This window comes from Devosia lucknowensis, from assembly GCF_900177655.1.
In the GTDB taxonomy this organism is placed as follows: domain Bacteria; phylum Pseudomonadota; class Alphaproteobacteria; order Rhizobiales; family Devosiaceae; genus Devosia; species Devosia lucknowensis.
In genome coordinates this window covers 1,396,032-1,420,557 of the sequence record NZ_FXWK01000001.1, presented here as the reverse complement: position 1 = coordinate 1,420,557, position 24,526 = coordinate 1,396,032, and the positions used below count along the sequence as shown (strand labels likewise).

General features: G+C 63.1%; 23 protein-coding genes and 1 pseudogene. 14 read left to right on the top strand and 10 right to left on the bottom strand.

The window, feature by feature from the left end; translation table 11 throughout:
- Nucleotides 1–25: 25 nt before the first annotated feature.
- From CCK88_RS06865 to CCK88_RS06855, 3 genes are all read right to left on the bottom strand, one after another.
- Entirely contained in the window at nt 26–646 is a 621-nt protein-coding gene (locus CCK88_RS06865) for a transglutaminase-like cysteine peptidase (RefSeq protein WP_086469724.1), read from the bottom strand.
- Nucleotides 647–802: 156 nt separating this feature from the next.
- Nucleotides 803–1,435: a PilZ domain-containing protein gene (locus CCK88_RS06860; protein WP_086469723.1), complete on the bottom strand. Its 633-nt coding sequence runs from the start codon at nt 1,433–1,435 to the stop codon at nt 803–805.
- Between the two features lie 107 nt (nt 1,436–1,542).
- Nucleotides 1,543–2,196 carry a PAS domain-containing protein gene (locus CCK88_RS06855; RefSeq protein ID WP_170926382.1) on the bottom strand — a complete coding sequence of 218 codons (654 nt, stop codon included), beginning with the start codon at nt 2,194–2,196 and terminating at the stop codon, nt 1,543–1,545.
- A 179-nt stretch (nt 2,197–2,375) separates the two neighbouring features.
- Here CCK88_RS06855 and CCK88_RS06850 point away from each other — a divergent pair, with 179 nt between their 5' ends.
- Nucleotides 2,376–3,110, top strand: coding sequence for a rhomboid family intramembrane serine protease (locus CCK88_RS06850; protein WP_170926381.1), 735 nt, complete (start codon nt 2,376–2,378; stop codon nt 3,108–3,110).
- On the opposite strand, the gene hisI is transcribed toward CCK88_RS06850, so the two are convergent.
- From hisI to folE, 3 genes are all read right to left on the bottom strand, one after another.
- Nucleotides 3,107–3,559, bottom strand: coding sequence for a phosphoribosyl-AMP cyclohydrolase (hisI, locus tag CCK88_RS06845; protein ID WP_086469720.1), 453 nt, complete (start codon nt 3,557–3,559; stop codon nt 3,107–3,109). The two genes, CCK88_RS06850 and hisI, sit on opposite strands and share 4 nt — an antisense overlap.
- A gap of 75 nt (nt 3,560–3,634) precedes the next feature.
- Nucleotides 3,635–4,618 carry a magnesium/cobalt transporter CorA gene (gene corA, locus CCK88_RS06840; protein ID WP_086470849.1) on the bottom strand — a complete coding sequence of 328 codons (984 nt, stop codon included), beginning with the start codon at nt 4,616–4,618 and terminating at the stop codon, nt 3,635–3,637.
- Nucleotides 4,619–4,827: 209 nt separating this feature from the next.
- Nucleotides 4,828–5,451 (bottom strand): GTP cyclohydrolase I FolE, encoded by a 624-nt coding sequence (folE, locus tag CCK88_RS06835; protein ID WP_086469719.1) that lies wholly within the window; start codon nt 5,449–5,451, stop codon nt 4,828–4,830.
- Nucleotides 5,452–5,599: 148 nt separating this feature from the next.
- Between folE and CCK88_RS06830 the strand changes: the two genes are divergently transcribed.
- The 7 genes from CCK88_RS06830 (at nt 5,600) to CCK88_RS06800 (ending at nt 11,521) form a co-directional block, all read left to right on the top strand.
- Complete coding sequence (locus CCK88_RS06830) at nt 5,600–6,052, top strand: iron-sulfur cluster assembly scaffold protein (RefSeq protein ID WP_086469718.1); 453 nt, start codon at nt 5,600–5,602, stop codon at nt 6,050–6,052.
- Nucleotides 6,049–6,363, top strand: a complete 315-nt coding sequence (gene yidD, locus CCK88_RS06825) for a membrane protein insertion efficiency factor YidD (protein WP_086469717.1) — start codon at nt 6,049–6,051, stop codon at nt 6,361–6,363. Before CCK88_RS06830 ends, yidD begins: the two co-directional genes overlap by 4 nt.
- Nucleotides 6,364–6,480: 117 nt before the next feature.
- On the top strand, nt 6,481–8,448 hold the full coding sequence (thrS, locus tag CCK88_RS06820; protein ID WP_086469716.1) for a threonine--tRNA ligase: 1,968 nt from the start codon (nt 6,481–6,483) through the stop codon (nt 8,446–8,448).
- Entirely contained in the window at nt 8,448–9,338 is an 891-nt protein-coding gene (locus CCK88_RS06815) for a hypothetical protein (RefSeq protein WP_086469715.1), read from the top strand. Before thrS ends, CCK88_RS06815 begins: the two co-directional genes overlap by 1 nt.
- An 11-nt stretch (nt 9,339–9,349) precedes the next feature.
- The gene (locus CCK88_RS06810) at nt 9,350–9,574 is read left to right on the top strand and encodes a hypothetical protein (RefSeq protein ID WP_140048910.1); all 225 of its coding nucleotides are present in this window, start codon (nt 9,350–9,352) and stop codon (nt 9,572–9,574) included.
- Nucleotides 9,575–9,589: 15 nt separating this feature from the next.
- Nucleotides 9,590–10,021 carry an alternative ribosome rescue aminoacyl-tRNA hydrolase ArfB gene (gene arfB, locus CCK88_RS06805; RefSeq protein ID WP_210189907.1) on the top strand — a complete coding sequence of 144 codons (432 nt, stop codon included), beginning with the start codon at nt 9,590–9,592 and terminating at the stop codon, nt 10,019–10,021.
- Between the two features lie 72 nt (nt 10,022–10,093).
- Entirely contained in the window at nt 10,094–11,521 is a 1,428-nt protein-coding gene (locus tag CCK88_RS06800) for a phosphohexomutase domain-containing protein (RefSeq protein ID WP_086469712.1), read from the top strand.
- 5 nt (nt 11,522–11,526) lie between these two features.
- Here the strand turns inward: CCK88_RS06800 and CCK88_RS06795 are convergent, their stop codons facing one another.
- Entirely contained in the window at nt 11,527–13,311 is a 1,785-nt protein-coding gene (locus CCK88_RS06795; protein ID WP_140048909.1) for a hypothetical protein, read from the bottom strand.
- A gap of 151 nt (nt 13,312–13,462) precedes the next feature.
- Complete coding sequence (locus tag CCK88_RS06790) at nt 13,463–14,431, bottom strand: hypothetical protein (protein WP_086469710.1); 969 nt, start codon at nt 14,429–14,431, stop codon at nt 13,463–13,465.
- 189 nt (nt 14,432–14,620) lie between these two features.
- Between CCK88_RS06790 and CCK88_RS06785 the strand changes: the two genes are divergently transcribed.
- The 5 genes and pseudogenes from CCK88_RS06785 (at nt 14,621) to cysN (ending at nt 20,394) form a co-directional block, all read left to right on the top strand.
- Complete coding sequence (locus CCK88_RS06785) at nt 14,621–15,226, top strand: nitroreductase family protein (protein WP_086469709.1); 606 nt, start codon at nt 14,621–14,623, stop codon at nt 15,224–15,226.
- A 52-nt stretch (nt 15,227–15,278) separates the two neighbouring features.
- Entirely contained in the window at nt 15,279–16,082 is an 804-nt protein-coding gene (locus tag CCK88_RS06780; protein ID WP_086469708.1) for a transglycosylase SLT domain-containing protein, read from the top strand.
- Nucleotides 16,083–16,166: 84 nt separating this feature from the next.
- The gene (locus CCK88_RS06775) at nt 16,167–17,366 is read left to right on the top strand and encodes a DUF2336 domain-containing protein (protein WP_086469707.1); all 1,200 of its coding nucleotides are present in this window, start codon (nt 16,167–16,169) and stop codon (nt 17,364–17,366) included.
- Between the two features lie 200 nt (nt 17,367–17,566).
- Nucleotides 17,567–18,502: pseudogene (cysD, locus tag CCK88_RS06770) on the top strand (sulfate adenylyltransferase subunit CysD); the annotation flags it as partial.
- Between the two features lie 2 nt (nt 18,503–18,504).
- Nucleotides 18,505–20,394, top strand: a complete 1,890-nt coding sequence (gene cysN, locus CCK88_RS06765; RefSeq protein ID WP_086469705.1) for a sulfate adenylyltransferase subunit CysN — start codon at nt 18,505–18,507, stop codon at nt 20,392–20,394.
- A 4-nt stretch (nt 20,395–20,398) separates the two neighbouring features.
- Here the strand turns inward: cysN and CCK88_RS06760 are convergent, their stop codons facing one another.
- Nucleotides 20,399–21,826: a mannose-1-phosphate guanylyltransferase/mannose-6-phosphate isomerase gene (locus tag CCK88_RS06760; protein WP_086469704.1), complete on the bottom strand. Its 1,428-nt coding sequence runs from the start codon at nt 21,824–21,826 to the stop codon at nt 20,399–20,401.
- Between the two features lie 126 nt (nt 21,827–21,952).
- Nucleotides 21,953–23,194 (bottom strand): ROK family protein, encoded by a 1,242-nt coding sequence (locus tag CCK88_RS06755; protein WP_086469703.1) that lies wholly within the window; start codon nt 23,192–23,194, stop codon nt 21,953–21,955.
- Nucleotides 23,195–23,421: 227 nt separating this feature from the next.
- On the opposite strand from CCK88_RS06755, the gene xylF reads away from it, so the two are divergent.
- A complete protein-coding gene (gene xylF, locus CCK88_RS06750) occupies nt 23,422–24,456 on the top strand; it encodes a D-xylose ABC transporter substrate-binding protein (protein WP_086469702.1) in 1,035 nt (344 codons plus the stop codon).
- The last annotated feature ends 70 nt before the right edge of the window (nt 24,457–24,526 follow it).

The window sequence follows — 24,526 nt, the reverse complement described above, 5'->3', positions numbered from 1 at the left end:
GCTTTGGGCGGGGTCCGGAAACTGATCAGTTGGCGGCGACGACGATAACGCGATCGTCGATCATGTCGACCCACTGGCCGGCATGGGCCTGAGACTGACGCTTGATGAAGGTGTAGGGCGTTTCGCTCCAGAGACGGATGCTGCCGTCCTGGTTGTCGAGCACGAGGTCGCCGCGATCGGTGCGAGCCAGCAGGACGGCATGGCCGTTGCCATTGGCCTCCTTGACGACCGCGATCATCAGCGTGCTCGGATGCCAGCCGGCATTGATGAGGTCGCGGCGCTTGGCCAGCGCGAAATCCTCGCAATCGCCGTAACCGTTGGGATAGGTCCAGAATTCGGCGACGTTGTAGAGGTCCTGGTCCGTCACGGGGACGACGTTGTCGTTGTAGTAGGCATTCACCGAGACCAGCTGCTGCCAGGTGCGTTCATCGAGCGCTGCCGCGGCGACAACCTGGTCGTTCGGGCGGCATTCGGCGGGATGGCTGTTGCAGAACTCCATGTGGCCGACGGGGATGGATGTCGTGCCGGCCGAGGTCTGGATGAAGGCGACGTTGGTGAGGTCGAGTGCGGCGGCCGGAGCGATCGGCGCCAGCGCCAGAAGCGCGGTAATCAAGCCGGAAAACAGCGCCTTGGTGGTGAATGACATTGTGTAGTCTCCCTGATGGAGACCACACTAGGGATGGCGAATTGCGCCGATCCGAAAAGTAAGATGCAGTTTTTATGCGTGTTTTATCGATGCGTTTGAGGGTGCATTTACCATAGCGCTGAGCGCCAATTCGTTAGCAGGCTGCTAACGTCGGGCTCAGTTCATGCGGAGGTTTTGCTGGACGACTGTCAGCATTTCCTGGGCGGCGGCAAATTCGACCGCGACGCCATTCTGGAAATGACGGACGACCCGGGCGCGCATGCGGCCGAGCGTGATCGGCGTGCCCATGGCCGGACGCACGTCGAGCTCGATGGCCGCACCCGAGAGCGAGATGTCGATGATCTTGCAATTGTAGCGGCGGCCATCATCGAGAACGACCGTGGAATGACGGATGTCGGGGACGACGCGCTCATGCCGACGGTCCTCGGGCAGGTTGAGCAGGTCCTTGTTGGCCAGCCAGGTGAGCTGCGCTGCCATCTTGTCGCGCTTCCGTGGGGAGGCAGCGATATCCATGATGAAGCCGCCGTCGACCTGCGCCAGAATCGTGCCCTCGATACGGCCGAGGTGGTCGAGATAGGCGATGATGCGTTCGCCGACGATGCCGGGAACGGGTGCGATCACGACTGCATCGCCGGGAGACATGGACAAGACCTGACAGGGAAATTCCCTCCGGTCAGCCAGCATATAGCGGCCCAGGATCGACACATTGACACGCTGAAATCGACGGTCGGCGGCTGCGGTGTGCAGGCCGTGGTTCGTCGCTGGCGCTGAAATGTCGTCGATGAGCATGCGTCAACCTGTTCCACGCCCTGGGGAAATCCACAGCAAGGTTAGCGTGTCTTGGTTAACGCTTGGTGAGGCAAGGCGCTCGCCTATGCCTCAAATGCCCGGGTTCGTCAGTTGCGTCCGCCGTCGATGACCGCCAGGTGCGCGTACCGACGGGCGGTGCGGCCATAGACGGTGGTCGGCATGCCCGAGGTCGAGACCGGGGCAGGGAATTCAACGTCGTTGACAACGCTCGCCAGTACTTCGCGGGCCGTTTCCTCGGCAGAAATCTCGTCGGGCCAGATCAGGCGCAGGCCGGTGATCCGCTGCTCGAGAATGGGCTGTACCCCAAGCCAGTAGGGCTCATCGAGAGCGGACATGGCGCCAAGGATACGGGTGTGGGTCGAGCCGTTGTGGCGCAGCGGCATGAGGATGGTTTCGAAGCTTACCTTGGTCTGCAATGCCGTCGTGCCCTGGAACGTCACGAGGGCGACGGCATGATCCTCGGTCACCGCGCGGATCAGCGTTTCCATCGCGTCATTGTCGCGGTCGTGCCAGAGCGCGGAAAACGAGCGACCCTTCAGTTCGCGGCAATAGCTGGTGCAGAGGTGGGAACCCGCCAGACGGAAGGAGAATTTATCCTGGCCGTCGAGCTCCAGAATGAAGGTATGAGCGAGCGCCTCGCGGATGCGGGTCGGATCGATATCACGACGGTCCGGAGCACTGCGGGAGCCACGAATCGCGTTCCAATAGGTATAGAGGGTCTTCGTGCTCGGCATCTGCATCGTTGAGGTCCGCATCTGGAGTCGACTGGGCGCCCCAGGACCGGGTTCGCCGCGCTCCTGACATTGGCAAAAGGCGGCGCCAAAAGCCCGCTTAAAGAAGTTTTAAGGTTAACGTCTGTGGCGAAATGTGGAAAAGCCGACGAAGGCCCGCAGGACACCACGGCTTCAGGACGAAAACGATGAGCGAGAACCCGCAGACGCCCGTAAATCAGCCGCCTCAGGGACCCGAGCCCATTTTCCTGCTGCCGGCGGGCATCGCAGTTCTCGCCGGCGTTCTGATCGCGATTCATCTGGCGTCAACCTTTGTTCTTAACCCCGACGGGCAAGTTCAGCTGCTCTTCTGGTTTGCGTTTCAGCCGTATCGAATCGTGCTGGCCGAGGTGGATCCGACCATCGTCATTCCCCTGATCTGGACACCGTTTTCGCATGCCTTCCTGCATGCCGGTTGGGATCACCTGCTGATCAATGTGGCCTGGCTCGTCATCTTTGCGACACCCGTAGTCCGGCGTTACGGCGCGGGCCCCATGCTGGTCCTGTTTCTGCTGTCGGCAGCGGGTGGGGCGGCGCTGTTCGCGGTCACGACGCTCTATAGTCAAGTGTACCTGATCGGCGCATCGGGCGGCGTTGCAGGGCTGACCGGGGCCGCCATCCGGTTCATGTTCCAGCCCGTGCTGGTGGCCACCCATCCGGAGACGGGTGAACGCGTCGTGCTCGGCCGCAGGCTCGCCAGCATTCGCGACGTGTTCGTCAATCCGCGCTCGCGCTGGTTCACGCTGATCTGGATCGGCTTGAACGCGGCCGTGCCGCTTGTGCCCCTGCTCACGGGGTCGAGCCTGGCCATTGCATGGCAGGCTCACCTGGGCGGCTTTCTGGCGGGCTTCCTGCTCGTGCAGTTGTTCGAGCGGAAGCTCTAGTGACCGTAGACAGCATGCGGATCGAACAGGCGGGGCAGGCCGGTGTCTTCAAGGCGCGCCTCGCTGTCAGACACCGCGACGCGGCGATAGAAGCAGCTTTTGCGTCCGGTGTGGCAGGCCGCACCGCGACCGGTCTGCCGCACTACCATGACGATGCAGTCCTGATCGCAGTCAGTCCGCAACTCGACCACTTCCTGCAGTTCGCCTGACGTCTCGCCCTTTTTCCAGATCGCCTTGCGCGACCGGGACCAGTAATGGGCAATCCCGGTTTCGAGGGTGAGGGACAGCGTTTCGGCATTCATGTGGGCCACCATGAGCACGTCATTGCTGCCCGCTTCGGTGGTCACCACAGTGATCAGGCCATGCGCGTCGAAGCGCGGTGCGAAGGCCGTACCCTCTTCGAGCGCGGCATGATCGAGCGACTTGGGATCGGCGAAGGCGATGGTCATGGCCGGAGCTCCGTTCTGCTGGGCGGGCTTTAGCGTGTATGGGCAGGCACGGGAAGAGGGTGCCCAAACGCGCGCCTACAGCCAGCCCTTGCGCTTGAAAAAGATGTAGGGCAGCACCGCGAAGACCACCATGAGGACGATCGCGAAGGGGTAGCCGAAATCCCAGTGCAGTTCCGGCATGATGTCGAAGTTCATGCCGTAGATCGAAGCGACGAGCGTGGGCGGCAGGAAGACAACCGCGGCGACCGAGAAAATCTTGATGATCTGGTTCTGCTCGAGATTGATGAGGCCCAGGGTGGCATCGAGCAGGAAGCTGGCGCGGCCATTGAGTGCCCTTGCATGGTCGCCCAGCGACAAGGCATCGCGCTGGATGACCTTGAGCAGATTGCGGTTCTCGCGCGCAGCAACGGTTTTGCGCGGCGCGTCGTCCATGGCGGCATGATAGGCGGTGAGACGACCGATGCTGACGAGACTCTCCTGGATGAGGTTGAGCAGTTCGGCCTTGTTGCCGATTTTCTCGATCACGGCCTGCAGGTCGCGCGTTTTCTTGGAGACATTGCGGGCCTTGTTCCGGAAAATTTCGCGGGAGATGTGGTCGACGTCGGTGCCCAAGCGTTCGAGCGCATCGGCCATCCGGTCGATCAGCGCCTCGAGCAGTCCGAGCATGACATGCTCTCCGGTGCGCGAGGGCATGTCCTTCTGCCTGGCGGCGCGGGTACGGTAGGCCGCAAAGGGGCGCGGATCGCACCAGCGGACCGTCACCAGTGTCGTGCCCTTGAGAATAAAGGTCACGGGCATCTTGATGGCGTCGTCGTGGTCGAGATTGGCGAGGGCGGTGAGGGTCAGGAATTCCGCGCCGTCTTCGTGATAGAGCCGGGACGATAGTTCGATCTCGGCCATGTCGGCCTGCGACGGGATGACGATGCCCAGCGCCTGCTCGACCAACTGGTCTTCCTCGCGCGTGGGATTTTCGAGGTCGATCCAGACGAGCCCCGTGGCGTCCCCTGCAAATGCGGCTTCGGTCAACAGATCGTTGGTGCAGGTAAACGCTTTCAGCATGGCTGGCTCCATGGTTGCGGGCGCGGTTGCGCGCCGAAACCGGTGCGCTAAAGCGCCGTGCTGTTCTCGAAGGTTTCGTTCCGTAAGGAAGGGTCTGTCATTGCCGGGCCGGTCTAGACCTTCGGGCATCAAGACGCCAGCGCAAAAATGGACCCGGCAAACGCGGTAGCGTCAAAGCGGAAGAGGACGCACGCGCGTCCTCGTCATGCTCAACGATGACCAACCATGGCGAAGAAGCGGTCCTGCTCGACACGGTCCTCGGCAAAGACGCCGGTGAAGCGATGGGTCACAGTCTTGACGTCATGGGCGCGGACGCCGCGCATGGTCATGCACATATGCTCGGCTTCGAGCATGACTGCGGCGCCGCGGGGGCCAAGGTTCTCGTTGATGGCATCGATGATCTGCGCCGTCATGGTTTCCTGCGTCTGCAGGCGGCGCGCGAACACTTCGACAAGCCGCGCGAGCTTTGACAGGCCCACAACCCCATCATGGGGGAGGTAGGCGATGTGCGCCTGGCCGTAGAAAGGCACCATGTGGTGTTCGCAGTGGGCGTAGAAAGGGATGCCCTTTACGAGGACGAGATCGTCGTAACCGCCCACTTCCTTGAAGGTCTTGGACAGGACCGCCTTGGCGTCCAGGTCGTATCCGGCAAACAATTCGCCGTAGGCCTTGGCAACGCGCGCCGGGGTTTCCAGCAGGCCCTCGCGGTTGGGGTCGTCGCCTGCCCAGGCGATCAAGGTGCGGACAGCTGCTTCGGCTTCTTCGCGGCTTGGACGGGATGGTACGTTCGAGTTGGCGGTCGCAGGCTTGAGCGGATTGACGTGGGCATCCATGGGTCGAGCTCCTTGCGTTGCGACCATCCCTATAACGCAGGTTAATGCGCTTCGGATCATGTCGGCACCAGATTTGCTGACAGTCCGGGGGAGTGCCCCTATATAGAAGTGGAACGAGACCGGAACAAGAAACAGATTTGTCGGCACAATGGAACTGAGCGATCTCTATTCCGAAAGGATCCTCGATCTTGCGGGAAACGCCCGCCAGGCGGCACGGCTGGATGAGCCCGATGCCAGCGCCCGGAAAGTCAGCCGTGTCTGCGGCTCGGTGGTCGAGGTCGACCTCAAGGTCCGCGATGGCGTCATTACCGCCTATGGCCACGATGTCTCGGCATGCGCGCTTGGCCAGACTTCGGCTGCCGTCGTTGCCCGCGAAATCGTCGGGACCCGCGTCGATGAGTTTCGCCGGGTGCGTTCGGCCATGCACGACATGCTGAAAAGTGCCGGTGCACCGCCCCAGGGCAAATGGGACGATCTCAAGTATCTCGAACCGGTTCGCGACTACCCCGCACGACATCTGTCGACGCTGCTGGTGTTCGATGCGGTCGAGGCAGCGCTGGAAAAGATCGAGTCTTTGCAAACGGTTGCGTCGACGCCGTGACAAGCAGAGTCAGCGACATCTTCTGGCGCGCCGTGGACCTGCCTTTCAAGGTCGCGGCTGTGTTTCTGATCACCGTCTACCGCTACACCTTGTCGGCCTTTGCGGGCCGGACCTGCCGCCACCTGCCGACCTGTTCGGAATATACGCGGGACGCCATATGGCAGTTCGGCTTCTGGCCGGGCGGCTGGATGGGCTTAGCCCGCTTCTGGCGCTGCCGTCCGGGCGGGACGCATGGATACGACCCGGTTCCGGAAAGGATTTCTGAAGGGGGGCGGTGGTATATGCCCTGGCGGTATGGTCGCTGGCGCTGAGGCCAGTGCGCTCGCAGCCGATGCGACGGCTCGGGCTGGCACAAATGCAAATCCATGCTATTCAGGCCGCCTTGCAGCGCTTTCGGCTGCATTCAACCCGATTTCTGGAGACTGAAAATGTCGATCAAGGTGACGTTCCCCGATGGTGCTGCTCGCGAATTTACGCGCGGCACTACCGGCACCGCGATCGTGGAGAGCATCTCCAAGAGCCTCGCCAAGAAGACGGTAGCCATGAAGTGGAACGGCGCGCTGTCAGATCTGTCCGACTCGCTCGACGCCGATGGCACGATCGAATTCGTGACGCGTGACAGCGGCTCCAAGGACGTCCTCGAGCTGATCCGGCACGATGCTGCGCACGTGCTTGCCGAAGCGGTCCAGGAACTCTGGCCCGATACGCAGGTGACGATCGGACCGGTGATCGAGAACGGCTTCTTTTACGACTTCTACCGTCCAGCCGGTCCGTTTACGGAAGACGAGCTGCGCGTCATCGAAAAGAAGATGAGCGAGATCGTCGAGCGCGGCGCCGCCTTCACCAAGGAAGTCTGGACGCGCGACCAGGCCAAGGACTGGTTCGCGGCCAAGGGCGAAGCGTTCAAGGTCGAGCTGGTCGACGCCATTCCGGCCGATCAGTCGATCAAGATGTACAAGCAGGGCCAATGGATGGACCTTTGCCGCGGTCCGCATATGCGGAGCGTCAAGGATGTCGGCCAGGCGTTCAAGCTGACCAAGGTGGCCGGGGCCTATTGGCGCGGTGACTCGGATCGCGAAGTGCTCAGCCGCATCTACGGCACGGCGTTCGCGACCAAGGAAGAACTCGACGCCTATCTGCTGATGGTGGAAGAAGCGGAAAAGCGCGACCACCGCAAGATCGGCCGCGATCTCGACCTGTTCCATATGCAGGAAGAAGCTCCGGGGCAGGTGTTCTGGCATCCCAAGGGCTGGAGCATCTACGTTGCCCTGCAGGACTATATGCGCCGCAAGCAGCGCGCCGATGGCTATGTCGAGGTGAATACGCCGCAGGTCGTCAGCCGAAAGCTGTGGGAAGCGTCCGGGCACTGGGACAATTACCAGGAGAACATGTTCATCGTCGAAGTGGACGAGGAACATGCCAAGACCAAGACGGTCAACGCGCTGAAGCCGATGAATTGCCCGTGCCACGTGCAGGTGTTCAACCACGGTCTTAAGTCCTACCGCGATCTGCCGCTGCGCATGGCCGAATTCGGTTCCTGCAACCGTTATGAGCCGTCCGGCGCGCTCCACGGCATCATGCGCGTGCGCGGGTTTACCCAGGATGACGCCCACATCTTCTGCACCGAGGAGCAGATCGAAGCCGAGACGAAGAAGTTCATCGATCTTCTGGCCAGCGTCTATGCCGATCTCGGCTTCACGGAATGGCGCATCAAGCTCTCGACCAGGCCCGAAAAGCGGATCGGTTCGGAGGAAAGCTGGGATCGTGCGGAGTCCGCACTCGGCAATGCCTGCAAGGCTGCCGGTTACGACTTCACCATTTTCCCCGGGGAGGGTGCCTTCTATGGTCCGAAGCTGGAATTCGTGCTGACCGACGCCATCGGCCGTGACTGGCAGTGCGGCACGCTGCAGGTCGACCCGAACCTGCCCGAACGGCTGGACGCCGAATATGTGGGCGCCGACGGCAGCCGGCATCGCCCGATCATGCTGCACCGCGCGGTGCTGGGCAGTTTCGAGCGCTTTATCGGCATCCTGATCGAGAACAGCGCGGGTAAGCTGCCGTTCTGGCTGGCGCCGACGCAGGTGGTGGTTGCCACCATCGTTTCGGAAGCTGACGACTATGCCGAAAAGCTGGTCCGGCAGTTGCGCGACGCGGGTATCCGCGCCGAAATCGATACCCGCAACGAGAAGATCAACTACAAGGTCCGCGAACATTCGGTGCAGAAGGTGCCGGTGATGTTCGTGGTCGGCCGCCGCGAGGCCGAGGAGGGCACCATCTCGGTGCGTCGCCTGGGCAGCGAGGGCCAGAAGGTCCAGCCATTCACCGATGCGCTGGTGGCGCTGATGGCCGAGGCGACCCCGCCGGACCTTAAGGAAAAAGCGCACAAGGCCGCCTGATGATCAGGGCGGGTGTGCTCGCAGGATTGGTGTTTGCGGCGGCTCCGGCTGCCGCATTCGACATCCATGTGGGCACGGGCGTCGCCGTTCAGTCCTTCGCACTCTGGCACGACGCCTCCGGGGCCCTGGCCACGCTGGGCAATCCGACCAGCGTCCTCGAATATCCCACGCTGGTGAGCCCGACGCTGACGGTCGGTGTCGAGGGCGATCGGGACGGCTGGGCCATTGCCGGCGAGGCAACGGTGTTCGGGCTCGGCGGCGGAGCCTTTCGCGATCGCGACTACTATGCCGGCGCGGTCCTTTTCTCGGACACCTCCAGCGACGCACGGCAGGACTATGGGCTGACCGGGCGGGTTACAGCCCTGGCGCCGCTCCAATATGCCCTGGGGGAGCGCTGGTCGGCTACGCCGTTCCTGCGCGGCCAGGTGGAGGTGCAACGGATCACCAGTTATGGCTTGCGGTGCAACGCCGTGTGCCTGGGGGGCACCCGGCCCGATGATCTGGCCGTGCTCCAGCAACTGGCTTATGGCGCCGGGATCGGTGGCGGACTGCGCGCCGAAACGGCGCTGGGGCCGGACGACGGCATCGCACTCGATGTGGCGGCCTTGCTGGGCGGCTTTTTCGTGGACGACAGTCACCTGCTGCGCAACGATCTGGGGCCGACGCCCAATATTCTATACCGCAATGCCACGCTCAGCCTCGATGCCGGCGTCACCTACCGCAAGCAGCTGACCGAAGCGCTGGCGCTGACCGTCAATACCGAGGCCGGGCTCGATCTCGGCGTGGGCATTGCCACCTTCGCGCCGGCGACAGCTTCGGCCTCGACCCATCCCGGCGGTTTTCAACGGCTGCGCTTCGGTGCCGGGCTCGGGCTCACCGGCCAGTTCTAGGATAGATCACCATGCCGCAACGTCCCTCCAACCGAGAAATGAAGGCCCTTTATCACCTGGGCGAAGACAAGGTGCTCGGCCCTGACGACTTCAAGGACGTGGGCGAGAAGGTCTTTGCCGGCATGCTCAAGAAGAACTGGATCGAGGAAGCCGGGCCGGGCAAGTACCGGACGACAGAAAAGGGGCGCATCATCCACGACGAGGAAGTCTACTTCACCGGTCGCTGGAAGCGCTGAGGGCAGGGGGCGCTGGTGGCCGATCGCATCCAGATCACCCGCACCGTATCGATCGAGGCCTCCGAGCTCGAGGAGAGTTTCGTGCGCGGATCGGGGCCGGGCGGCCAGAACGTCAACAAGGTGGCCAGCGCCGTCCAGCTGCGTTTCGATCTTCTCAACTCTCCCAACATTCCCGAGCCGATGAAACGGCGCATCGAGGCGCTGGCCGGCAGCCGCCTCACCAAGGATGGGGTGATCGTCATCACCTCCAACTCGCATCGGGATCAACCACTCAACCGGGCGGAGGCCCAGGCTCGCCTCGTCGCCTTGCTGCGGGAAGGAGCGTTCGTGCCCAAACCGCGGATCGCGACCCGTCCGACCTTGGCCTCGAAGACCCGCCGGCTCGATGGAAAGTCGGTGCGCTCTACCGTCAAGCGCCTGCGCGAGCGGCCGAGCGGCGAGGACTGAGCGAGCACCGACAGATTGTACGAAAACCTGTGACGCCCTAATCTGCGGGGGACGGCTTGTCCCGGGGGCAGCATGAGCAGTCTCAAGTTTGGCACGAGTGGCCTGCGTGGCCTGGTTTCTGATCTCGAGGGTGAGCCTGCCCGGCGCTACGCCTCGGCGTTCACGCGAACGCTGAACGACGGTGCCTCGGGGCCCGTGACCAGGGTCTGTATTGGCCGCGATCTCAGGCCGTCGAGCGCTGCGATCGCCCGCGATTGCGCTGCCGCCATCAGCGGCGCCGGGTTGATCGCCATCGACTGCGGCACCTTGCCGACTCCGGCCCTTGCGCTTCACGCCGAGGCGTCAGGCGGCGCCGCGATCATGGTGACCGGCAGCCACATCCCGTCCGACCGCAACGGCCTCAAATTCTATCGCCCGACCGGCGAAATCGGCAAAGCCGACGAAACGCGGATCCTCCATCACCTTCCCGGGGGACCTGTCGCCTGCGGCACCGGCTTCACTGCAGATGAATCGGCCGCTGCGACCCGGCGCTACCTCGCCCGCTACAGCGCGTCGTTGCCACGTGCGGCCCTTCGTGGTTTGCGCGTCGGGGTCTTCGAGCATTCCAGCGTGTCGCGTGACTTGCTGGGAAAAGTCTTGCGCCTCCATGGCGCGGAGGTCGTGCCGCTGGGGCGGAGCGACACGTTCGTGCCGGTGGATACCGAGGCGTTTGGCGACCCCGTGTTTGCGCCGATGCCCGATCTGGTTTTGCAGCATCGGCTCGATGCGCTCGTGTCCACTGACGGCGATGGGGATCGCCCGCTCCTCATGGATGGCCAAGGGCGCTTCGTCCGCGGCGATGTCCTCGGTCTGGTAACGGCGCGCTACCTGGGAGCACGCGCCATTGCGACTCCGGTGACGTCCAATTCCGCTATCGAGAACCTGGGCTGGTTCGAGAGGGTCATCCGGGCGCGGGTGGGGTCGCCGTTCGTCATCGCTGCCATGGAAGAAGCCGGGCCGGGCGTGGTCGGTTTCGAGGCCAATGGCGGGGTGCTTGTGGGTCCCGGCATTCAGTTGCGAGGGCAGGACCTGCCGGCGCTCCGAACGCGCGACGCCATGCTGCCGCTGCTTTGCTTCCTGGATGAGGTCGCGCGGCGGGGGACGAGCGTCGGCGATCTTGTGAGTGGATTGGGGCTGAAGGCGACGGCGTCCGATCGTTTGACGGGCGTCCCCGGAAGCGTGAGTGCGTCGTTCCTCCACCGTCTCGACACTGACGAGGCCTACGCGAAAAATGTCTTCCAGGCCGATGCGCCGCTGCGGCGTGCGGCAGTGGATGGCGTTCAGGTCTGGCTGCGGTCGGGCGGGATGGTGCATTTCCGCGCTTCGGGCAATGCGCCTGAATTGCGGTGCTACGCAGAGGGGGCCACCGAGGCGGAAGCGGCGCGGTTGCTCGACCTGGCGCTTGGAATCGCGACCGGGGCCCTGCGCAATGAAGAAGGGCCGCCCGAAGGCGGCCCTTGAAGCTGCTACTTGGCTTCGGCGCTGACGTTGACCTTGCTCAGCAAGGTTGCGGGATCGTCTTCGGCTTGCATGAAGTCGAGCATGCCGAGACCCGGCGGGGTCTTGGCTTCGATGCCGATCATCAGGGTCTTGGCCTTGCCTGCGACAAAGGCGTTGACGGCCTCGCCCAGCTTGGCGGCGTCTGCAGCGCCGGCCATCATGCTGATCACGGTGCCCTGCGCGAGGCCGGCAAAGATCGGTCGCATGGATGCCGGATCGGCACCCTGATCGGCTGCGGCGACGGCGAGGATGATGTCGGACAGTCCGGCATCAGTCACGGTGAGATCGAGGTCGCTGACCGCGATGCCCATGCCGGCGGCGAGCGCCGCATCGGTGTCGAGCGAGAACAGGGCTTCGGTCACGTTGGCGATCGTGCCGGCCAGCTGGACCGTTGCCAGGTCGACGCCGGTCATCGATACTTCCTCGATGGCGATGGTGTCGGTATCGCCATCCCAACTTGCGGCAATGCGGAAGCCGGCATCGATGTCGGTGACGCCAAGGGCGCGCAGCTGATCGAGCGTCTCGTCGCCGCTGTCTGCGGGGATTTCGGCCTGGATATTGGCCGCCGAAACGTCGAGGTCTGCGGGGATGCCGTTGATGTAATTGCCCAACGTCAGGTCAAACGCGCCGACCTTGGCCTGGATGCGGCTGTCGGGATTTTCCGGATCAGGAACATCGATATCGAGCCCAGTCAGCGCAACACCTTCCATCGCCGGGATGAGCGCGCGGGCATTGGCTTCGAACCAGGCCTCGTCGACGCGCTCCGGAGCCCCCTCCAGCAGGGCGATCAGGTTGGTCAGGTCCATGGGCTTGAACGTGAAATTATCAAGCGTGAAGGAGCCGTCGCCTTCCACTTCGATGCTGAAATCGTTCATCGAGATTGACGGATAGTAGCCGGGGCTCATGGCGCCCATGGTCATGCTGCCGAGCGCGAAGCTCACGGCCTGGCCGTCGTCGTCGACGCCGCTGCAGTCCATGCCGCCGAAGATCACTTCGGAGGTCTCGAAGGCGGTGAGGATGTCGGCATACATCCTGATGAACTTGCCGGTCAGGGCCGGATCGGTCATGTCGGGATCGTCCTCGAGGGCCTGGCCGATGGCGATCATTTCGGCGAAGGACGACTTGAGCGGCCGAGCCTTGAATTCGGATCCCGAAACCGGGCCCACGGTGCAGGAGACATCTTCCGCCTCGAGCGATCCGCCTTCTGCCGAGAAGTCCTTGTAGATGACCTGGAGCTCGGTCTGGGTGCTGTCTACCAGGCCATAAATGCCCAGGATGCCGGCGATATTGAGATCTGCCGCCGACAGGGCGCCGAAGCTGAAGGTTGTGTCCTCTGCCGCAAGGGTGATGCCGGAGACGCTGACATATTCGGCCTGACCATCCACGATGTTGTCGAACGACAGATCGGCAAAAGTGACGGTCGCTTCCTGAGTGCCGTCGTCCGTTTCGGATGTCACTGTCACGACGATTTCGGGAACAGTGATGCTGGTCGCATCGAGGCCGGCCAGTTCTTCGGCGTGGTCGACCAGGTTGCCGCTGAGGATATCGTTGAGGACGTTGTCGGGGAGACTGGAATCCACCGCATCGATGCTGGGAATGGAAACCGAATAGTCGATCTCCATCTTGCTTTCGGTCTGCGCTGCCGGCTTGGTCTTTTCCTTGGCCACGACTGCGCTAGCTGGCAGGGCAATGCCGACGAGGCAGACAGCGGCAATGGCCTTGAGACGGCCATTGGTGGTCGTGTTCAACATGGTGTTCTCCCGTTCCATGCGTGGCATCTGGGCAGTGCCGGGACGCCGTTCAAGCACACAAGTAAACGCCGATCGCCTATTGTGCAAATGAGACACAGTCGCGACGGCACGACCGAAACGACCACGCCGGCAGCCGTCTCGGCGTCGAGGTTTATTGATAGACGGTCGTGAGGACTTCGATTTCGCGCGGCCCGCCGGGCTGGACCTCGACCTCGCGGTTGTAGACCTGGTCACCGAGCTTGGCGAGGACGAGATATTCCCCCTCGGAGAGCACTGTCGAGGGAAAGGCGCCGCGTTCGCTGAAGATGGTCGCGCCGTCACCGGTCTTGACCGTCCATTCCACGTCCGCGATCGCTTCGCCGCCTTCTTCCGATACCAGCTTGAAGGAGACCTCGGCGGCGTGATGATAGAGCGTCGCATCGGTCAATTGTCCGGGTTCGACACGCAGGTCGGCGCGGACCACCGCGTTGATGGCGCCGAAGCGCGAGACGATGTGGTAGGTGCCGGCGTTGAGGGTGACGATTTCGTTGGGCGGCAGGTTGTCGGCGATCAGTGCCCGCGTTTCTTCGGCACCCGATGTATAAATGTCGAAATGGAGCAGGGCCGGAGAGATCGGGATGTCGCCCGATACTGCCGAATTGAGCCTGAGGGCTCCGGCGTCGAGAACGACGTTGTGCGTGTTTTCGCCGGGCACGACGGACAAGGTTTCGCTCACCTGGGCCTGGCCATAGGCAACGTGCACGACGTAGTCGCCGGGGGGCAATTCGAGGGAGGCTGAACCGCTTTCGGCCTTGGCCACCAGGGCCATCTCGCCATTGGCATCCGGCGTGCTCTCGAATACCCGCCACACGACCCCCTCGGGAATGGGCGTGCCATCCTGGGTGATCCGTGCAGTCAGGGTCACCGGCTGGGGAACGCTTGTCACAGCCGCGATCGCGTCTGTTGCGGTGCCATCGGCGTTGCTTGCCGCCGGCTCGGCGGTGGCGTCGCGATCCGGCCGGGGACGCGGCAGCGGCGGAATCTCGGTGCTGTCCTGTGCAAAAATGGGAGCAGTCGGGACTGCCGTGGCAAAGCCGGCCAGTACAGCCAGAAGGACGGCAAATTGCCTGAGTGAACGCATTAGAACTCCGGCTGCCACGGGCATTTTCAAAGACCGACTCTCCGGTGCAAGTAGGTCAGGAATGGGGAAAAGCTGTGTCACACTCATGCGAATATTGGAACCGGTCTACCCATTAGGGCGGCATTTTTTCTGGTGCGACTGGCCATACATTTGCGTGACGGCTATGGGGATAGGCAAAGGAGCCACCGCATGCCCGTGAACCCAGCCGTCCGTGACTACCTCTTGACCCGACGCTCAGTCGGTCCCGCCTTTCTCAAGGAGCCCGGGCCCAATGCGGATGAGCTGGCGACCATGCTGACCATTGCCACCCGCGTGCCCGATCATGGCAAGCTGACGCCGTGGCGTCTCGTCATTATCGCAGGCGATGACAGGCGCGCTGCCGGCGACGCCCTGGCGGCCATCGCGGCAGCCAACAATCCGGCGCTGGACGAGCAAGGTCTCGATATCGAGCGGAACCGCTTCCTGCCCATGCCGCTGACCATCGGCATCATCTCTTCGCCAAAGCCGAGCGAAAAAGCGCCGGAAATGGAGCAGTTGCTTTCGGCCGGCAACGTGGCGTTCAACCTGGTCCACGCAGCGCATGCGCTGGGGTTCGCCGCCACCTGGATCACGCGCTGGTTCACCTTCGACGATGCTGCCGCCAGCATGCTGGGCGCCTTGCCGGGCGAGCGTTTCGTCGGCTTCGTGCATATCGGGACACCCGCGATCGTGCCCGAAGACCGGCCACGCCCGGACCTTGCGAGCGTCGTGACGCGCTGGCGGGCGCCGGGGGCAGGGTGGTTAACGCCGCGTTAACGCTGTCAGGTGTTAATGTCTGGTAACTGATTCACCGAGCCGAAAGCCCGTCATGGGTGTCCAGCCAGTTTCGATACCACAGACCCTCGCCAGCGCACTGACCGCTGCGGGCAATCGCAGCGGCGTGGACTTCGGCTATCTGGTGCAGACGGCCATTCGGGAGAGCAGCCTCAACCCGCAGGCGCGCGCCAGCACATCGTCGGCGGTCGGCCTCTTCCAGTTTCTCGAAGGCACCTGGCTGCAGGTGATGAAGGAACAAGGCCCGCGGCTTGGATACCAGTCCTATGCCGATCAAATCTCCCGGACTTCGGGCGGCGACTATGTCGTTGGCGATCCCGGCCAGCGGGCGCAGATCCTGGCCCTGCGCGAAAACCCGCAGATCGCGGCCGATCTGGCAGCGGCCTTCACCCGGTCGAACGGGGAATATCTCCGTTCGGTTTTCGGGCGCATGCCGAGTGCGGGCGAACTCTACATCGCGCATTTCCTGGGCGCCCAGGGCGCCGAGAAGATGTTTCGCGCCGGGCTCGAGAACCCGGACCAGGTTGCGGTCAACCTCTTTCCCCGTCAGGCCGCCGCCAATCGGGCGATCTTCTACAATAGCGATGGCCAGGCCCGCACCATCCGTCAGGTCTATCAGGTGCTGGTCGCCAAGCATGAGGGCGGCAATGCGGCCTTCACGGCGCAGCAGATGAACGGGCAGGGCGGCACATCTGCTCCCGAAGCCGCGCCGCCGCTGCCGTCTCGGTTCTCGCCCGAAAACATGTCCTTTACCGGCCTGTTCAAGACCGTGCCCGAAGAGCAGGAAGCGACGGGCGGCGAAGGCAGCGCCTTCTTCACGCAGCTCTACAGCCAGTAAGCTCCGGCGCCATGGGCCGATTTATGGTGAACCGTTCCTTAAACACTGCCCGCTAAGGTGTTTTCCGCAAGTGCGGAGAAGAACATGATCGGGTACAACGCGTTTTCGGAGCTTTCGCAGTCGAGCGATAGCGATGCGCGTGGCCATGCGGCCCATCTCGCCGCGATGGCCTATCTCAATCACGATGGTCCTGCCGACGAACATGCCGCGCTTTACGCGGCGCTGATATCCTTTCTCGACGATCCCTCGGTGAAGGTTCGCGCTGCGCTTGCCTACGGGCTGCTGCATTCGAGCGAGGCGCCGCGGCCGCTGATGCTGGCCCTGCTGCGGGACAGCGCCATCATCGCGCGCGCCGTGCTTCAATACTCGCCCGTGCTGGTCGATGTGGACATGCTGCCGCTGGCGCGGACCGGCGACAGCGCAACGCTGCTGGCAATCGTGCAGCGCCAGACCCTGACGGCACGCATGGCGGAAACGCTGATCGGCCGCGGCGACAAATCGATTTCCCTGCGCATACTGCGCCGACCCGGGCAGTCGATTGGCGAAGCTGTGCTTCTGCAGCTCGCCACGGAAAAGGGCGACGACGCCGAACTGCGCGGCGCGCTGCTGGCTCTCGCCACCCTGCCTGATCAGGCACGGCTGCATCTGGTGGGTCTTGCTACCGAAGCCCTGCGCAACTGCCGCCTGGTGAAGGGATCGCTGGCGCCCGCACGGCTCGAGCGGCTATTGCGCGACGGCGCCGATTCTGCGCTGTCCAATATCGGGGAGACTGCCTCGATCGAGCGTCGCGACCAGTTCGTGGACGATCTCGTCGGCTCGGACCGGATGAATACGCGGGTGCTGCTGCATTCGGTGGCCACCGGGCGTGTCCTCTTCTTTTCGGCATGCCTTGCCAATCTTTCCGGCAGCTCGCGCGACAAGGTTCTCTCCCTGCTTGAACACGGCAGCCGCGCGGCGCTGGCGGCGCTGATGGCACGATGCGGCCTCAATGCCGCTGTCGGGCGCCTGCTGGTGCGCCTCGTGCTGCACGCCCGCAGCACCGACCTCACCGACGACCTGGCGGCCCGCCACTACGTGGTTACGGCTCTCACCGAGGAACTGCTCGAAGAATACGAAGGCAGCATTCCCGTCGAGCTCGAAGAAGCCTTCTCCTACCTCAGCGAACAGAATATCTCGCTCGCTCGCAAGGCGGCGCGCGGCGTGATGACGGCTTTCGCCCGCAGCAGTGCCGCGGGGCTTTCCCTGCCGCGGAGCGAACCGCGGCTCGAACTCCCGGCTGCCTGAGGGGAACGGCGAAACTTTTTTTGCGCCTGAAATTGGTCGGGCGAACTGCGCAAAGCGTCTGCGCTGGCGTGCGGAGAGCGGAATTTCAGTGCTCGCCAAGCTATGAGACGATTGTGCTCAAGGGGGCTGAAACCCCCGCATTTCCTACAGTTTTTGGCTTGATGCCAACCTGACCCCGTCATACCAACAGCACGTTCTCGCCTTGCTGTTGCATGACGGAGTTTACCCCTGTGACCAGCCGATTGACGCATCTGCAGACGCTCGAAGCGGAAAGCATCGAGATACTGCGCGAAGTGGCCGCCAGTTTCGAGCGGCCGGTCATGATGTATTCCATCGGCAAGGACTCCAGCGTGCTGCTGCACCTGGCGCGCAAGGCGTTTTTCCCGAGCAAGATTCCGTTCCCGTTGCTGCATGTCGATACGACATTCAAGTTTCGCGAAATGATCGCCTTCCGCGACCGGACGGCGGAAGAATACGGCTTCGACCTCATTGCCCATACCAATGCCGAGGGTGTGCGCGACGGCATCAACCCTTTCGATCACGGCTCCTCGCGCTATACCGACATCATGAAAACCGCGGCGCTGCGGCAGGCTCTGACAGCGGGACGCTACGACGCTGCCATCGGCGGCGCGCGCCGTGACGAGGAAAAGTCTCGGGCCAAGGAACGCATTTTCTCGCATCGCAATGCCAGCCATGCCTGGGATCCGAAGAACCAGCGTCCCGAGCTCTGGCGGACCTTCAATACCCGGCTCAATCCCGGGGAGAGCATGCGCGTCTTCCCGATCTCGAACTGGACCGAGCTCGACGTCTGGACCTACATCTATTCCGAGCAGATCCCCATCGTGCCGCTCTACTTCGCCAAGCCGCGACCGGTGGTCGAACGGTCGGGCACGCTGATCATGGTCGATGACGATCGCCTGCCGCTCAATCCGGGGGAGACGCCGCGCGAGGAAGTGGTCCGGTTCCGGACCCTCGGCTGCTATCCACTCACCGGCGCCATCCGCTCCGATGCGGCAGACCTGCCATCGATCATCATGGAGATGCAGGCGAGCCGGACGTCCGAACGCGAAGGACGGCTGATCGACAGCGACTCCGTGGGGTCGATGGAAAAGAAGAAGCAGGAAGGTTATTTCTGATCATGTCGCTGGCGACTTCACTTTCCTCGCAGACCGCTCTCGATAGCTGGCTGGCCGAACAGACGGGCAAGTCCCTCCTGCGCTTCATGACCTGCGGCAGTGTCGACGATGGCAAGTCCACGCTGATCGGTCGGTTGCTCTACGACAGCCAGCTGATCCTCGATGACCAGCTGGCCAGTCTCAAGAAGGAAAGTCACAACCGGTCCGTTGGCGACGAGGGCATCGACTTTTCGCTTTTGGTCGATGGTCTCGTGGCCGAGCGCGAGCAGGGCATCACCATCGATGTGGCCTACCGCTTCTTCTCGACCGACAAGCGCAAGTTCATCGTCGCCGACACGCCCGGGCACGAACAATACACCCGCAACATGGCCACCGGCGCGTCCAATGCCGAACTGGCGCTGGTGCTGATCGATGCCCGCAAAGGTGTGCTGACCCAGACGCGGCGCCATTCGTTCATCCTGTCGCTGATCGGGGTGAAGCACGTTGTCCTCGTGGTCAACAAGATCGACCTCGTCGACTACGATCAGGCGACGTTCGACCGCATCGTGGCCGAGTACCGGGCCTTCGCCGAGCCGCTCGGCTTCAAGACTCTGACGGCGGTGCCGGTTTCGGCGCTTCGCGGTGACAATATCCTTCGTCCGAGCGCGCACACGGCCTGGTACAAGGGCGCCGCGCTGGTGCCGTATCTCGAAGCCATAGACGTGTCAGAGGATCGGGCAGCGGAAAAATTCCGGTTCCCGGTGCAATGGGTCAACCGGCCCAATCTCGACTTCCGTGGCTTTTCGGGCACCGTCGCCTCTGGGGTCGTCTCCGTCGGGGACGAGGTGCTGGTCGCGTCGTCGCGCAAGCCAGCGGTCATCAACCGCATCGTCACAATGGACGGCGATCTGCGGCAGGCGATCGCAGGCCAGGCGGTGACGCTGGTGCTCGACCGCGAAATAGACGTTTCGCGCGGCGATGTGCTGACCCATACGGGCGAGACCCCCGAATATTCAAACCAGTTCCAGGCCAGGATCGTCTGGATGAACGAGGAACCCGCCTATCCGGGCCGATCCTATCTTCTCAAGATCGGATCGCAGACCGTGCCGGCGGCGATCACCGATCTCAAGTTCCGCACCAACGTGAACACGCTGGAGCAGACGGCGGCGACCAAGGTGGATCTCAACGAGGTCGCGACCGTCACCATCGCCACCGACAAGCCCATCGCCTTCGATCCCTATGCCACCAATCCGCTCACCGGCGGCTTCATCCTGGTCGATCGCATTTCCAATGCCACATTGGGGGCAGGGACGGTCGACTTCGGCCTGCGGCGAGCGCAGAACCTCACCTACCAGTCTTTCGACGTCAATCGCGGCGTTCGCGCCGGGATGAAGGGGCAGACGCCGCGCATCGTCTGGTTCACCGGCCTGTCCGGCTCAGGCAAATCGTCGGTGGCCAATCTCCTCGAAAAGCGCCTCACGGCCGAGGGACGGCACGCCTATATCCTCGATGGCGACAATGTCCGCCACGGTCTCAACAAGGATCTCGGCTTTACCGAGGCTGCACGCGTCGAGAACATTCGCCGCGTGGCTGAAGTCGCCCGTCTCATGGCCGATGCGGGGTTGATCGTGCTGGTATCGTTCATTTCGCCCTTCGAGAAGGAGCGTCGCCTGGCTCGCGAGATTGCCGGGGATATCGACTTTACCGAAGTCTATGTCGATACGCCGCTCGAGGTATGCGAGGCGCGCGATCCGAAGGGGCTCTACAAGCGAGCGAGAGCGGGCGAGATCAAGAATTTCACCGGCATCGACTCGCCGTTCGAGGTGCCGAGCAATCCCGAACTGGTGCTGCACGGCGCAGAGGCCGACCCCCTCGAACTGGCCGAACAACTGCGCGGCTGGCTCAAGATCTAGACTATCAAACCCGGCCGTACTCGTCCTCGAGCCGGATGATGTCGTCTTCTCCCAGGTAGGAGCCGGTCTGGACCTCGATGAGCTCCAGATCGATCTTGCCTGGATTGGCGAGGCGGTGGACGCAGCCGAGCGGCAGGAAAATCGCCTGGTTTTCACCCAGCAAGGTAACCGCGCCGTCGATCGTGACTTCGGCGACGCCCTTGACGACGATCCAGTGCTCGGCGCGATGATGGTGTCGCTGCAGGCTCAGCTTCTGGTTCGGCTTCACCGAGATGCGCTTGACCTGATAGCGATCGCCCTTGGCCACCGACGCGTAGTTGCCCCAAGGCCTGTAGGCGACCTGCTGAGTCTGGGTCAGTGCCCGCGTCTGGGTATTGTCTCTGAGAAGCTGCACGATGTGACTGACCTTCTGGGCCATCGACCTCGGCGTCACCACGATTGCGTCGCGTGTCGCGACCACGGCAATGTCGGTGAGCCCATGGACCGCGATATGCGCGTGGTCGGTAACGACGATCGATCCGGTGACTTCGTCCAGCGTCACCTCGCCCTGAATGAAATTCTCGGAAGCATCGTGGGCGTTGGTCTTCCACACGCCGTCCCAGCTGCCCAGGTCCGCCCAGCCATGCGCTGCCGCGACGACGACGCCCTTGGAGGTTTTTTCGAAGATGGCATAGTCGATCGAGATATTAGGAGCCTGCGCGAATTCATCCTCATCGAAAACCAGCCCGCCCGAAATGGCGGTGCTTTTGGCGATGGCGCGCCGGACGGACGACGTGACATCGGGCGACAGCGCATCCGCTTCGGCAAGGAATGTCCCCGCCTCGAACATGAACATTCCCGAGTTCCAGAAGTGTCCGCCCTCGGCGAGCATGGATGAGGCGCGCTCGGCGGTCGGCTTTTCGACAAAGAGTTCGATGCGCGAGGCACTGGTGCCGACCTGCGCCGGCGCCTTGATATAGCCATAACCGGTTTCGGGCGTCGTCGGCTGAATTCCGAAAGTCACGAGGCCGCCCTGGCGTGCTGCTTCCAGTGCGGCATCGTTGGCCTGCCAATAGGCCTGGTTCACTTCCACATCGTGATCCGAGGGAACCACGTGCAAGGCGATATTGGGGCCGAAGCGGGTGGACGCATATTCTGCCGCGGCAACGATAGCTGCCGTGGTGTTGCGGGCGACGGGCTCGAGCAGGATCGCCTCGAGCGGCAGACCGATCTGTGCCGCGCTCTCTTTCACCAGCGCAGCATAGTCGGCATGCGTCACCACGATGGGCCGTCGATATCGCGCCGCATTGCTGACCCGCAAGAGTGTGCGCTGGAAAAGACTGGTTCCGCCCATCCAGGGCAGGAACTGCTTGGGCATATCTGCTCGTGACATCGGCCACAGGCGCGTGCCCTGGCCGCCAGCCAATATGACTGGCAGGATATTCTTACTCACCGCCGCAACTCCAAAACAAAAGAGAACGCAACACCTGGTGGTGTCGATTTAGTCTCCGTCGCTTTTTGCGACTGTTTCGGGGCTATACAGTAATGTCGGCATTTTAACTAAGTTGCAAGAGTAGATCTAACCTGCCTCGGCACGGGGCACTGACGGCAGAGCGGCGAAGTCGACCCGATCGACATCGCCAAGCGTCTTCATGAGAAGGCCGCGGAAAATGGGCTCCTTCTCGTCGAGATGCGCCAGGATCGTCGGCATGCCATTGATGCGGCAGACCAGCGAAGCGCCCAGCGCCGCCTCGATTTCGCCCTGCATCAGGGGCAGGGCGCGCGCGCCGGGGCCGACGATCAGGATATGTGAGGGATCGAACATCGAGAGCATGCGGCTCAGGCCGTAGCCGATGGCGCGTCCGGCCAGATTGAATCCATGCTTGGCCGCGCGATCCCCCTGACCGGCGCGCTGGATCAGCGAGTCGAATTGCTGGGCCGGCACCGCAAGCGCAGGGGACGCCGTTTCGGGAACGGAATAGGCGGTACGAAGGACCCCGTAGTCTGCTGCATAGGCTTCGATACAGCCGCGCATCCCGCACCGGCACAGCGCCCCGGAGGGAATGTGGTTCATGTGCCCGAATTCGGTGGCACCGCCTTCGCCGCGTCCGGCGATCTGACCGTGCAGGCTGAGACCCATAGCGACCGTCGAGCCGATGAATACGGTCGCGACGCTGGCGTCGTGCAGCTTTGGGTCGAGCCAGCGGGTGCCTTCCGCAAGAAGGCGCCCGCGCTTGTGCAAGGTCACGGGCAAACCGGTGTCCGCCGCGAGATCCGCCGAGAATGTCGATTCTGCGAGCATGGGAATGGGCGACCATTTCACGATGCTGCTCTCTCGATCCAGGATGCCCTGGACGGAAATGGCCATGCGCCGGAGGGCTGCACCGGCCTGCGGTGTGCGGGCTCGCAGCTGCTTCAAATGGTTGGAAAAGAAGGCTGTCGGCGGACTTTCCCGAAACGTCTGTGGCGTAATGGCGGTTTCGATACGGTCGACCAGGATGCCGGAATAGTCGACCAGCGACGCGCGCAGCCGGTTCACGTCCAGCTCGAACAGCGCGACATAGGCGGCGGAGCGACGGAAGCCCACCAGCGTTGCGGGCCGCCCGCGCATGCGCGCATCGGGGCGATCGGAAGCCGTCAGTTCCTCGACGATCTCCTGGCTGATGAGATCCTGCATGATGGCTGTGACGCTGGCGTGGCTCAGCCCGGTCACCCCGGCCAGGGCGGTGCGCGACTGCGGTCCGCCCGAACGCAGGGCAGCGAGCAGCAGGCCGCGGTTCTGCCGCCGGACGCTATCACTGTCGCTGACGTTTCGCGTCAAGCGCGCACCTCCCAAACCCGGCGTTCAAATCACCATTCCAGTGGCCATACTTCAACCCGTGATTATCTTCGAGGGTCGAAATTGACGTTGACATGGCGCGATGACACATGCGAGTTCTTTTTTCGAGCAGTAAAAATAATGCTCAAGGCGCAGGGAGGCGGCGCCTGGTTGGGGTTATGCCGCCAACTTGCATTGCGGGCAGCCACGCTGCCCATGGGAGGACAGATATGAACAAGTTCGCAGCGATCCTGCTCGCGTCGACCGCACTTTTCGGTTCGGCCATCGCGCAGGATCAGATTGTCGTGGGCGTGAGCTGGAACAACTTCCAGGAAGAGCGCTGGAAGACCGACGAGGCCGCCATCAAGGCCGTGCTGGACGCTGCCGGCGCGCAGTATATTTCCGCCGACGCGCAGTCGTCCGCGTCCAAGCAGCTGACCGATATCGAAAGCCTGATCAGCCAGGGTGCGAATGCCATCATCGTTCTGGCCCAGGACAGCGAAGCTGTCGGCCCGGCCGTTGCCGCCGCCGTGGCCGAAGGCATTCCGGTGGTTGGCTATGACCGCCTGATCGAAAATCCCGATGCCTTCTACCTGACGTTCGACAACAAGGAAGTTGGTCGCCTGCAGGCTGCCGGCGTTGCCGCCGTCCAGCCCGAAGGCAACTATGTCTTCATCAAGGGCAATTCGGCCGATCCCAATGCCGACTTCCTGTTCGAAGGGCAGATGGAAGTGCTGCAGGCCGGCATCGACTCGGGTGCCATCAAGAATGTCGGCGAAGCCTATACCGACAACTGGAACCCGGAAGTCGCACAGGCCAACATGGAACAGTTCCTGACGGCCAACAATAATGAAGTCGACGCCGTCGTCGCCTCCAACGACGGCACCGCCGGTGGTGCCATCGCAGCGCTGACCGCGCAGGGTCTGGCCGGTTCCGTGCCGGTTTCCGGCCAGGACGGCGACCACGCCGCGCTCAACCGCATCGCTCTGGGCACCCAGACCGTTTCGGTATGGAAGGATGCTCGCGAGCTGGGCAAGAAGGCCGCCGAGGTGGCCCTCGAGCTGGCCGGTGGGACCGCGCTTGATGCCGTGACCGGTGTGGTGCCGTTCTCGGGCGGACCGAAGGGCGTTGCGATGAACGCGTTCTTCATCGCTCCTGTCGCCATCACCAAGGACAACCTCGACGTCGTTATCGACGCCGGCTGGGTCACCAAGGATGTGGTGTGCCAGGGCGTTGCCGCCGGTTCGGTTGCTGCGTGCGACTAAGCCTGGCTTGACGTAGACTGGTGAGACGGTGCCGCGGCGTTCGCGCTGCGGCACTGCCGTAACCGGATTG